This window comes from Flavobacterium sp. (assembly GCF_050696275.1).
Lineage (GTDB): Bacteria > Bacteroidota > Bacteroidia > Flavobacteriales > Flavobacteriaceae > Flavobacterium.
Genome location: NZ_JBOGUT010000001.1, coordinates 282,101 through 292,851 on the forward strand (window position 1 = coordinate 282,101; position 10,751 = coordinate 292,851).

The 10,751-nt window shown below is 36.0% G+C and carries 12 protein-coding genes; 6 read left to right on the forward strand and 6 right to left on the reverse strand.

What is annotated here, in order from left to right; translation table 11 throughout:
* Nucleotides 1-71 precede the first annotated feature (71 nt).
* The gene (locus tag ACRDEC_RS01225; protein WP_431496511.1) at nt 72-1,253 is read left to right on the forward strand and encodes a M28 family peptidase; all 1,182 of its coding nucleotides are present in this window, start codon (nt 72-74) and stop codon (nt 1,251-1,253) included.
* Between the two features lie 38 nt (nt 1,254-1,291).
* Here ACRDEC_RS01225 and uvrA read toward each other — a convergent pair whose 3' ends face one another.
* Nucleotides 1,292-4,078: an excinuclease ABC subunit UvrA gene (gene uvrA, locus ACRDEC_RS01230; protein WP_431496512.1), complete on the reverse strand. Its 2,787-nt coding sequence runs from the start codon at nt 4,076-4,078 to the stop codon at nt 1,292-1,294.
* A gap of 264 nt (nt 4,079-4,342) precedes the next feature.
* On the opposite strand from uvrA, the gene ACRDEC_RS01235 reads away from it, so the two are divergent.
* Together ACRDEC_RS01235 and ACRDEC_RS01240 are read left to right on the forward strand one after the other, a co-directional pair.
* The gene (locus tag ACRDEC_RS01235) at nt 4,343-4,927 is read left to right on the forward strand and encodes an RNA polymerase sigma factor (protein WP_431496513.1); all 585 of its coding nucleotides are present in this window, start codon (nt 4,343-4,345) and stop codon (nt 4,925-4,927) included.
* 50 nt (nt 4,928-4,977) lie between these two features.
* Nucleotides 4,978-5,121: a hypothetical protein gene (locus ACRDEC_RS01240; RefSeq protein ID WP_431496514.1), complete on the forward strand. Its 144-nt coding sequence runs from the start codon at nt 4,978-4,980 to the stop codon at nt 5,119-5,121.
* Nucleotides 5,122-5,135: 14 nt separating this feature from the next.
* Here ACRDEC_RS01240 and ACRDEC_RS01245 read toward each other — a convergent pair whose 3' ends face one another.
* Complete coding sequence (locus ACRDEC_RS01245) at nt 5,136-5,795, reverse strand: endonuclease III domain-containing protein (RefSeq protein ID WP_431496515.1); 660 nt, start codon at nt 5,793-5,795, stop codon at nt 5,136-5,138.
* Between the two features lie 117 nt (nt 5,796-5,912).
* Between ACRDEC_RS01245 and bcp the strand changes: the two genes are divergently transcribed.
* Complete coding sequence (bcp, locus tag ACRDEC_RS01250; RefSeq protein ID WP_431496516.1) at nt 5,913-6,365, forward strand: thioredoxin-dependent thiol peroxidase; 453 nt, start codon at nt 5,913-5,915, stop codon at nt 6,363-6,365.
* A 120-nt stretch (nt 6,366-6,485) separates the two neighbouring features.
* On the opposite strand, the gene ACRDEC_RS01255 is transcribed toward bcp, so the two are convergent.
* Nucleotides 6,486-7,952: a TonB-dependent receptor gene (locus ACRDEC_RS01255; RefSeq protein WP_431496517.1), complete on the reverse strand. Its 1,467-nt coding sequence runs from the start codon at nt 7,950-7,952 to the stop codon at nt 6,486-6,488.
* An 83-nt stretch (nt 7,953-8,035) separates the two neighbouring features.
* Between ACRDEC_RS01255 and ACRDEC_RS01260 the strand changes: the two genes are divergently transcribed.
* A complete protein-coding gene (locus tag ACRDEC_RS01260; RefSeq protein ID WP_431496518.1) occupies nt 8,036-8,800 on the forward strand; it encodes an MBL fold metallo-hydrolase in 765 nt (254 codons plus the stop codon).
* A 73-nt stretch (nt 8,801-8,873) separates the two neighbouring features.
* Entirely contained in the window at nt 8,874-9,281 is a 408-nt protein-coding gene (locus tag ACRDEC_RS01265) for a hypothetical protein (RefSeq protein ID WP_431496519.1), read from the forward strand.
* A 48-nt stretch (nt 9,282-9,329) separates the two neighbouring features.
* Here the strand turns inward: ACRDEC_RS01265 and ACRDEC_RS01270 are convergent, their stop codons facing one another.
* Genes ACRDEC_RS01270 through ACRDEC_RS01280 form a run of 3 tightly spaced genes read right to left on the reverse strand, consistent with a single transcriptional unit; the run spans nt 9,330 to nt 10,750 of the window.
* On the reverse strand, nt 9,330-9,734 hold the full coding sequence (locus tag ACRDEC_RS01270; RefSeq protein ID WP_431496520.1) for a 5-fold beta-flower protein: 405 nt from the start codon (nt 9,732-9,734) through the stop codon (nt 9,330-9,332).
* A gap of 34 nt (nt 9,735-9,768) precedes the next feature.
* Complete coding sequence (locus tag ACRDEC_RS01275; RefSeq protein ID WP_431496545.1) at nt 9,769-10,407, reverse strand: alpha/beta hydrolase; 639 nt, start codon at nt 10,405-10,407, stop codon at nt 9,769-9,771.
* Nucleotides 10,408-10,426: 19 nt separating this feature from the next.
* Nucleotides 10,427-10,750: a DUF4870 domain-containing protein gene (locus ACRDEC_RS01280; protein WP_431496521.1), complete on the reverse strand. Its 324-nt coding sequence runs from the start codon at nt 10,748-10,750 to the stop codon at nt 10,427-10,429.
* Between the last annotated feature and the right edge of the window lies 1 nt (nt 10,751).

The window sequence follows — 10,751 nt, forward strand, 5'->3', positions numbered from 1 at the left end:
ATCAGAAGCGAAAAGCCGAACAAAGATTATTTGGATTAAAATTATAAAAAAACATTATTTTCCCTCATTCCATGAAAACGAGTATCCATAAGTTTTTAATTCTTTTTTTATTGAGTTTGAACAGCCTTTCAGCACAGACCTTTATTCAGGGTTATGCTGATGTTGCCAATCAGGTGACACAGGCAAATATTACAAATAACCTGACCCAATTTGAAGCTCTTGGAGTCAAATACAGAGGAACTGCTGCACTTCAGAATACATTAGACTGGTTGAAAAACAAGTATTTAAGTTACGGATATACGGCAGGACAAATGGTAGAAGACAGTTATTTGTATTCCGGATCTACTTGTAAGAATCTTATTCTGACTAAAATCGGAACGGTTCATCCTACTACTTTTGTAATCGTGTGCGGACATTATGATACTGTTACTGGTACTGGAACAAATGATAATGGATCAGGAACTTCCATATTGCTTGAAATAGCGCGATTACTTCAAAATGTGCCTACTGAATATTCTATAAAGTTTATTAATTTTAGCGGAGAGGAAGACGGATTACGAGGAAGTCAGCATTATGTGGCTTCTGTGGTAAATGGAACAACTCCCAAAATGGATATTAAATTAGTGTTTAATATAGATGAAGTGGGAGGCGTTGCCGGAATGGTCAATAATACAATTACCTGCGATGTAGATCAATCTACCCCAACTTCAAATAATGCGGCATCTGCAGTTGTTACGAATGAATTAGCGACCTGTGTTGATTTATATTCGCCATTAAACACCTATATTAATTTTGCCGATGCAACGGATTATATACCATTTGAAAACAATGGAGAGATAATTACCGGATTTTATGAAACCAACATTTCGACCCGACCGCATACAGCTAATGATTTCTTAGTTAATATGGATCCTGTGTATGTTTATAATGTAGCCAAAGCAGCTGTAGGAGCTACAATGCATTTTGCCATTGCAAACACTTCTTTGGGAAGAGATGATTTTGATGCCAATTATCAGGTGAGCTTTTTTCCAAATCCAACAAAAGAATTCCTTAATATCAATTCTGGAATCTTAACGGGCTCTTCCTATCAATTTTCATTAATCGATATCAACGGAAAGGTTGTTTTGGAAAAAGCGATAAATAATCCAAAACAGCTGGAAAATATCAATATCACATCTTTGTCCAAAGGAGTTTATCTGGCTTCATTGCATGTTGGAGATAAGAAGGTATCCAAGAAAATCGTAATTGAATAATTAAAAAGGGAAATTGTAATAATTTCCCTTTTTGCTTTTTATATTTTATCCTTCAGGTATTTACCTGTGACCGAAGCTTTGTTTTTTACAATTTCTTCCGGCGTGCCAAAGGCTAATATCTGTCCGCCATTTTCACCACCTTCGGGACCTAAATCGACAATATAATCGGCACATTTTATAAGATCCAAATTGTGTTCTATTACAATGATGGAATGTCCTTTTTCTATTAAAGCTTCAAAAGAAGCCAATAATTTCTTGATGTCATGAAAATGCAATCCGGTTGTTGGCTCATCAAATACAAATAACGCTTTGTCTTTTGTAGTTCCTTTGACTAAAAAAGAAGCCAATTTGATACGTTGCGCTTCACCACCGGAAAGAGTAGATGACGATTGTCCTAATTGCACGTATCCCAGACCAACATCCTGAAGCGGCTGTAATTTCTGTGAGATTTTAGTTTGTTTGGTTGCTGTGAAAAAAATCAAGGCATCATCAATAGTCATGGTCAGGATATCATCGATATTTTTGCCTTCAAAAGCAACTTCCAGTACTTCTTTTTTGAAGCGTTTCCCGTTGCACGTTTCACAAGGCAAAGAAACATCGGCCATAAAAACCATTTCTACATTAATAGAGCCTTCTCCTTTACAAGTTTCGCATCTTCCGCCATCTACATTAAAAGAAAAATGTTTGGCCTGATACCCTCTGTTTTTAGAAAGTTTTTCTTTGGCATACAAATCCCTGATATCGTCATAGGCTTTGATATAGGTTACCGGATTGGAGCGCGAGCTTCTTCCGATAGGGTTTTGATCTACATATTCAATATGCTTTATATGTGAAAAACTTCCGGAAAGCTCAGAAAATTGTCCTGCTTTTTCACCCACACCTTCCAGTTTTTTTTGCAAAGCAGGAAAGAGGATTTTTTTAACCAAGGTACTTTTTCCAGAGCCAGAAACACCGGTAATCACGGTTAAAACATCTAATGGAAAAGTGACATCAATATTTTGGAGATTATTTTCACGTGCTCCTTTTATGTCAATATGATTTTTGAATTTTCTTCTTTTTTCGGGTACTGAAATTTCCAGTTTTCCATTTAGGTATAAAGAAGTCAATGAGTCTGATTTCAGGATTTCTTCAAATGTGCCCTGAGCTACCAGTTCACCACCGAAGGTTCCTGCTTCGGGACCAATATCAATAATCATGTCAGCAGCTTTCATGATATCCTCATCATGCTCTACTACTATAACGGTATTGCCGAAATCACGTAGAGAAAGCAATACTTTGATTAACCGTTCTGTATCTTTTGGATGAAGGCCGATACTTGGTTCATCGAGTATGTACATTGAACCGACTAAACTGCTTCCAAGGGAAGTGGCCAGGTTAATCCTTTGAGATTCTCCTCCGGAAAGTGTTGCCGAATTCCGATTTAAAGTCAAATAATCCAATCCGACTTCCTGTAAAAAAGACAATCGGCTGTTTATTTCTATTAATAAACGTTTTGCAACTTTTGTATCGTATTCGGATAATTGCAGGTCTTTGAAAAACAGAATCGTATTTTTGATAGATAAATCGACCAGTTCAGGCAATGTTTTTCCTCCTACTTTTATATTATATACTTCCTGACGGAGACGTTTCCCTTTGCAGCTGCTGCATTTCGTTTTTCCACGATAGCGGGAAAGCATCACTCGGTTTTGTATTTTATAATTTTTCTCTTCCAGTTCTTTGAAAAAACCATTCAGTCCCTGAAAGTATTTGTTTCCTTTCCAAATCAGATCTTTTTGTGCCTCTGTCAGCTGGAAATACGGTTTGTGAATAGGAAAATCAAATTTATGACTGTTGTTTACGAGTTCGTCTCTATACCAGCTCATGCTTTCTCCTCTCCAGGGGAAAATGGCATTTTCGAATACGGATAAAGCGGTATTTGGGATGACTAATTCTTCATCGATACCGATAATATTTCCATAACCTTCACAAACAGGACAAGCGCCATAAGGATTATTGAAACTGAATAAATGCACATTTGGCTCTAAAAATTGAATGCCATCTAGCTCAAAATTAGAACTGTAGGTGTATTTTACATTTGAATTTAATTCCTGTAAAAAACATACACCTTTACCTTCATAGAAAGCAGTTTGGATGGAATCGGCCAATCGATTAAAAAATTCCTCATCTTCTTTGACAATAATCCTGTCAATAATCAGAAGAATATCTTTGTTATCCAGCGAATGCTGATCGATTTCATCCAGACGGACCATTTCATTATTTACTAAAATACGGGCAAAACCCTGCTGAAGGAGTACTTTCAGTTTGTCTTCCAGTTTTCTTCCTTCTTCAAGATGAATAGGGGACAGCAATAGCCATTTACTTTCTAAATCGAATGTTTTTACGTTATTGATGACATCTGAAACGGTATCTTTTTTGACTTCCAATCCGGAAATCGGGGAAATGGTTTTTCCAATTCGGGCGTACAATAATTTAAGGTAATCGTAAATTTCTGTAGAAGTTCCGACTGTTGAACGGGCATTGGTTGTATTTACCTTTTGCTCAATGGCAATAGCAGGAGCAATCCCTTTAATATATTCCACTTTTGGTTTGTCTAATCTTCCAAGGAACTGACGTGCGTAGGATGACAGACTTTCTACATAACGGCGTTGGCCTTCTGCATACAAAGTATCAAAAGCCAGACTCGATTTGCCTGACCCCGATAAACCAGTTATAACGACCAGCTTGTTTCTTGGAATGGCTACATCAAGGTTTTTCAGATTATGAATCTGAGCTCCTTTTATCAGTATGTTTTTTTTGGGCTCCAGCGTGGAAAAATCAGTTTGCATATAGAAATATCAATTTCCACAAAGATAATCATTTCTTCTATTTTTTTTGATGCGAAGTGACAGCCGAATTGCTTTTTGTAACTACATTTTAGTAAAAATAGTACCTTAATTATGTTAAATTTTAAGATAAATTTTGCATTTATGGAATAAATTACATTAAATTTGGAGTTCAATAACACTAAAAAAAGAAAGCTTATAACATAACAATACTTTTTAAAGAGAATTTTCTCAATAAGATAAACCCAAAATCTAAAAAGTATTGTTATGGCTACGACTCAACTCCCAGACGCTTTATTGGTAAGGAATTATATTGACGGTGATGAAAACGCACTGGCAATTTTAATTAAAAGACATCAATCTAAAATTTATGGATTTATTTATTCTAAAATTTTAGACAGAGATGTGGCTGATGATGTATTTCAGGATACTTTTATTAAAGTAATCAAAACGCTGAAAAGCAATTCTTATAACGAAGAAGGTAAGTTTTTGCCTTGGGTAATCCGGATTTCGCACAATCTGGTTATTGATTATTTCAGAAAAAATAAAAAAATGCCGATGCATCGTGAAACGGAAGAGTTTTCTATCTTTTCGATCATGACAGACAACAGTCCGAATATTGAAAGCAGAATTATTACAGAACAAGTTGAAGCTGATTTACTGCGATTAATTGACGAACTTCCTGATGATCAGAAAGAAGTATTGGAAATGCGTATTTACCAGGATTTAAGTTTTAAAGAAATTGCTGATCTGACTGATGTGAGTATCAATACAGCTTTAGGTAGGATGCGGTATGCTTTAATGAACCTGAGAAGAATAATTGAAAAGAATCAAATTATTTTGACCAATTAAGCAATATTCTTTTTTAAGTTACGTTATCTTTAAATAAATAATTTAAATGTATGGCAAAACTTTACACTAAAAAGAAAAAAGCAACCCCAAAAATGTTACCTAAAAAAGAGACAGTCAATTTTATATTGAACTATTCTAAAGCATTAAGGATAGTAAAAGTTGGTGATGTGAACTTTGAAACGATTGCAAATTAATTAGAAACGCCCCATTAAAGGGCGTTTTTTTTGTAATATTCTTTGAGGACAGATGATCTGCCAATGGTTTTGGTGATGGTGTCTTTCTCTAAATTCCAACCCCGAGCCGGAGAATATTCTCTTCCGTACCAAATGATTTGCAAATGAAGATCGTTCCATAATTCGCGCGGAAAGATGGCTTTTGCATCTTTTTCGGTTTGTGTTACATTTTTTCCGTTGGTCAAATTCCAGCGGTACATTAGTCTATGGATATGGGTGTCTACAGGAAAAGCCGGAACGCCAAATGCCTGACTCATCACAACACTTGCCGTTTTGTGGCCTACAGAAGGTAATTCTTCCAAAGCTTCGAAACTTTGCGGCACCTGGCCGTTGTGTTTATCGATCAGTATTTGTGATAAACCGTAAATCCCTTTTGATTTCATTGGCGAAAGCCCGCAAGGTTTGATAATTTCCCTGATTTCTTCCACTGAAAGTTTTATCATGTCGTAGGGATTATCAGCTTTGGCAAAAAGAAGCGGTGTAATCTGGTTTACGCGAACGTCTGTGCATTGTGCCGAAAGCAATACCGCAATAAGCAATGTATATGGGTCTTTATGATCTAAAGGAATCGGAATTGTCGGATAAATTTCTTTTAAAGTAGTAATAACAAATGCAGCACGCTCGGTTTTAGTCATTTTAGTTTAATTTTGGAATGTAAAATAAATCAATTTCAATTTCAATAGCAAAACATCAGTCACAATAACGATATTTAAAAGCAAGAACAATTTAAAAAATCAATAGAAAACGGATACATGACAACATTACAAAAAGGGGATAAGGCGCCACAATTTTCGGCGTTGGATCAAGATGGAAGGCAACATACATTATCAGATTATGCAGGGAAGAAATTAGTAATTTTCTTTTATCCTGCAGCCAGTACGCCAAGCTGTACGGTCGAGGCCTGTAATTTGAGGGATAATTATGAGCGATTTAAAGCCAATAATTATGAATTGCTAGGCGTGAGTGCCGATACCGCAAAGAAACAATCTAATTTTAAGAATAAGTTTGAACTGCCGTTTCCGCTTTTGGCCGATGTCGATAAAATCATTATTAATGCATTTGGTGTCTGGGGACCGAAGAAGTTTATGGGAAGAGAGTTTGATGGTATTCACAGAACTACGTTTGTTATTGATGAAAAAGGAATTATTGAAGAAGTGATTTCAAAGGTGAAAACAAAGGAACATTCGGATCAGATATTAGGATGATATTGGTAGGTAATGGCAAAAATTAATTACAATTGATATGTTTGCTTTTGCAGAATTAAGATATAAAAGAAAAACCCAGGTAAACTTGTCTGGGTTTTTATAGTTATAATTGTTTCCGCTTTATACGTTTTCAATTACTTTGTTTGTGTCGTATCCGAAAAGGTGGTCTTTTTTGATTAATTCAGCGATCCCTTCAGGAAGCATTTTTTCCCAGCCCGGAGTTCCGTGGCTAATCATTTTTAGTACTTCTCGGGAGAAAATCTTAAGATTGTCCCTGTCAAAATCAGTGATATCAATTACTTTTCCGTTGTAGGCGAAGAATTTGTATAATTCTTTCATTCTAGGATGCACCTTAAGGTTTTGTGAATTCAGTATGGTTCCGTCTTCATCTTCCATTGGGTACAGCAATACTTTTAAATCACGGTAAAATAGTTTACCGAAGGCTTCCAGGATTCCACCACTTAGATGACGGTAGTATTTCTCATCAAAAATATCGACAAGATTGTTTACTCCTAAGGCCAATCCCATTCTTTCTTTAGTATAATTAGAGAAATATTCAACCACTTTGTAATATTCCTGGAAATTAGAAATCATTACGGTTTGCCCTAACGAGCAAAGTAATTCAGCTCTGTCCATGAAATCTCTTTCATCGATTTCCCCATCAGAACGAAGGTTGGAAAGCGTGATTTCGAAGACCACTAATGTATTCTCTTTTTTGACTTTGTTTTCATCTACAAACATCTGAAGCGATTTCTCATACATGTCCATGTTAACCTTAGTTACCGGACGAAAACTTCCTCTTAGCGCCAGAATATTTTTTTTGTATAAAACAGCTGCAGGCAAAATATTTTTTCCGTTAGGATCGAACATTACCGCATCAGTCATATTGTTTTTGACCAATTGCAGACTCATCAGACGGTTATCCACATCTGCAAAACGAGGTCCGGAGAAATTGATAGTATCTATTTCCAGTTGGTCTTTATCGATGTGGTCGTATAAATAACGTAATAATCTTTTTGGATCGTTGTATTTGTAAAAAGCACCATAAATTAAGTTTACACCTAATTTTCCAAGTGTTTCCTGTTGTAGTCTGGCATCAGTTTCCTTAAAACGGATATGGATAAATATTTCGTTATAGGCTTCGTCCGGGTCAATTTGGTATTTGATACCAACCCAACCGTGTCCTTTAAACTGTTTGGCGAAGTCAATTGTAGCTACTGTGTTTGCGTAACTGAAGAACATCTTTGACGGATGTTTGTCCCGGCTTAAACGCTGCTCGATGAGTTCAACCTCATGATTCAGCATTTTCCTCAGACGGCTTTCGGTAACATAACGGCCATCATCTTCGATACCATAAATAGCATCACTAAAATCCTTGTCGTAGGCAGACATGGCTTTTGCAATAGTCCCTGAAGAACCGCCAGCTCTAAAAAAGTGACGGACAGTTTCCTGACCGGCACCAATTTCGGCGAAAGTTCCATAGATATTATCGTTCAGATTGATTCTTAAGGCCTTATCAGTTATTGAAGGTATTTGTTCAATAACTTTGTCTCCCTTCAGCGTGATTTCGTGTTCTAAATTTTTCATTATTGGGGTAAATACATTGCAAAGTTAATAAATTGCGCCCTTTTACATCAAAATAATCTTTATTTTTGTGAAAAATAATTCAGTTGAAAGTCTATTTTTTAGGTACTGGAACCTCACAAGGCATTCCTGTTATAGGAAGCCAACATTCTGTATGCAAAAGTCAGGATCCGAAAGACACCCGTTTGCGGGTTTCAGTTTGGGTTCAATGGGACGAATTATCCTTTGTGGTAGATTGCGGACCCGATTTCAGACAGCAAATGCTTACTTCGGGCTGTCATCACATAGATGCCATCTTATTTACGCATGAGCATTCGGATCATACGGCTGGTTTAGATGATATTCGCCCATTCTTCTTCAAACAGGGAAATATTCCTATTTATGCACATCAGCGAGTGCTTAAAAATTTGGAAAGACGTTTCGATTATATTTTTGAGACTGAAAACAGGTACCCGGGTGCACCTGGTGTTTTACCAATTGAAGTAACGGATAATGAACGGATTTATTTCGGAGACAAGTTCATTGAACCTATTAATGCCATGCATGGAAATTTACAGGTTTTCGGTTATCGTTTTGATTCATTTGCTTACCTGACCGATGTTAAGAAGATTCCGGACACTTCTATTGCCAAACTGCAAAATCTTGACGTATTGGTTATAAATACGTTACGGGAGGAACCGCATGAAACCCATTTTAATTTGGAAGAAGCATTAGAATTTATTACTATTGTGCGCCCCAAAAAAGCATATTTAACACATATAAGCCATATTTTAGGATTTCATGAGGAAGTACAAAAAAAACTTCCAGAGAATGTCTATTTAGCTTATGACAACTTAACAATCACTATTTAAACCCAAATTTACCATGAAAAAACTGGTTTTATACGGATTAATATTTTCTGTTCTGATAAATATTTTTCAGTTTATGTACTCTACAAAAAAATTCAATTTCGATGAAGAAAGAGCAGCGAAATTCAGAGTTAAAATGAATGATAGTCTCACTAAAATTGTTGCTGAAAAGGAAGAAGGAGATTATTTTTCTTTAGCACATAATGACAAAGCCATTGATTACCTGGAAGCGTATGATGTAAATAAATTAATGCCTTTTGTAAAGGAAAAACTGATGGATTTAAATTCTAATCCGGCAGGAAATAAGCTGATTCCTTATGATGGTATGGTCATAAACAAAGTGAGATTTTTGAATCACAGATGGATTATTGCTGATTTTACAGGGCAAACCGGATGGGGTGAAATCATTATCAAGTATTTTATGGAGAAAGATGGTTCTGTCACTTTTGAACCAGCAGAAACATTGCTTTATCCTCAAAATTAATAGTAAAAAAGGACTTCAATTGAAGTCCTTTTTTATAGTATGTTTTTTTCAAGGTTTGAAGAAAAAGAAGTAGAACAAGATGGCTTTATCACTCGGAACTCCTTCAAAGCGACCTAAAGTACTTCCGCTGGAGTCGTAAACATAATTTCCGTCAATCCTGCCTAAAGTACTCCCGGAAGCGTCATAGATATAGTTACCATCGATTCTTCCCAAAGTGGATCCGGAAGCATTATAAACATACGTTCCGTCGAACCGGCCCAGCGAACTGCCTGAAGCATTATAAATATAAGTACCGTCAAACCGTCCTAACGTACTGCCACTGGAGTTATATACATAATTACCATCAATCCTTCCAAGCGTACTGCCTGAAGCATTGTATAAATACTGGCTTTGAACATGGGATGAAACTAAGAATAAGGCAATTACTCCAATAAACTGTAACCACTTTTTCATACCTGTTGTTTTTAATTAAATTACCTTCAAAAGATTATTCGAGCAGCCAATTTTTAAAATCATAAAAATTTTGCGGTGCAACACCATGTCCTACCGGATATTCTTTATATACATTTTTAATACCTAAAGCATCCAGGGAAGGCTTTGCATTTCGGGCCCATTCCACAGGGATAACCTGATCAGCTGAACCATGTGAAGCAAATATGTTTAGGTTTGAAAAATCATTTTTATCGAAATTTTCTTTAGCAATTTCTTTATCGAAATAACCACTCATGGCTACTACTTTCTGTATTTTTTCGGGATAAGAAACAGCTGCGGCATAACTTAAAATTGAACCTTGGCTGAAGCCGATTAAAGTCACGTTATCCGCATCAATAGGATAATTAGCTACTAACTCATCTATGAAGTCAGCAATAAGATCGCGAGATTTCCTTGCCTGATCTAAGTCCGAAAACTTTTTATCATTAGCATCAAAATTAATAGCATACCATGCATAGCTTCCATACATCAAATCGTACGGAGCACGCGCTGAAATGACGTAATATTCTTCTGGTAATTCGGATGCAAAAGAAAACAAATCTTCTTCGTTACTGCCGTATCCGTGTAATAGCAGTAATACCGGATTCTTACTTAATTTTATTTTTGGTTCCCTAACAAGGTGGTATAAAGTCATTATATCTGGATTCATTATATTAAATAGTTTTAAACCATTTTTGAAAAAAATCTCCCAAAAGCGGAATAGGTTTTGTTTCTCCTTTTATAGCGCTAAAAATACCATACGTCCATAAAACGGAAAGGAAAATCCACATTGACATTGTTATCATTGGGTTTCCAAAAGGGCCGATTAAAAGTCCCAAAGCAATAAAAGTGATTGAAAGTCCTAATGACTGACGGATATGGAAAGACGCAAATGGATTTTTAGTCTCTGAATTCATTGATAAAGCGATTAAAACCCCAATAATCAATATATAGCTTGTAATAGCTGCTGTTTTTCCTTCTTCAATTTGATTTTGCATG

Coding starts and splice junctions, on each gene's coding strand:
- ACRDEC_RS01225 (WP_431496511.1), top strand. CDS start 72: ATGAAAACGAGTATCCATAAGTTTTTAATTCTTTTTTTATTGAGTTTG.
- uvrA (WP_431496512.1), bottom strand. CDS start 4,078: ATGCAAACTGATTTTTCCACGCTGGAGCCCAAAAAAAACATACTGATA.
- ACRDEC_RS01235 (WP_431496513.1), top strand. CDS start 4,343: ATGGCTACGACTCAACTCCCAGACGCTTTATTGGTAAGGAATTATATT.
- ACRDEC_RS01240 (WP_431496514.1), top strand. CDS start 4,978: ATGGCAAAACTTTACACTAAAAAGAAAAAAGCAACCCCAAAAATGTTA.
- ACRDEC_RS01245 (WP_431496515.1), bottom strand. CDS start 5,795: ATGACTAAAACCGAGCGTGCTGCATTTGTTATTACTACTTTAAAAGAA.
- bcp (WP_431496516.1), top strand. CDS start 5,913: ATGACAACATTACAAAAAGGGGATAAGGCGCCACAATTTTCGGCGTTG.
- ACRDEC_RS01255 (WP_431496517.1), bottom strand. CDS start 7,952: ATGAAAAATTTAGAACACGAAATCACGCTGAAGGGAGACAAAGTTATT.
- ACRDEC_RS01265 (WP_431496519.1), top strand. CDS start 8,874: ATGTACTCTACAAAAAAATTCAATTTCGATGAAGAAAGAGCAGCGAAA.
- ACRDEC_RS01270 (WP_431496520.1), bottom strand. CDS start 9,734: ATGAAAAAGTGGTTACAGTTTATTGGAGTAATTGCCTTATTCTTAGTT.
- ACRDEC_RS01275 (WP_431496545.1), bottom strand. CDS start 10,407: ATGACTTTATACCACCTTGTTAGGGAACCAAAAATAAAATTAAGTAAG.
- ACRDEC_RS01280 (WP_431496521.1), bottom strand. CDS start 10,750: ATGCAAAATCAAATTGAAGAAGGAAAAACAGCAGCTATTACAAGCTAT.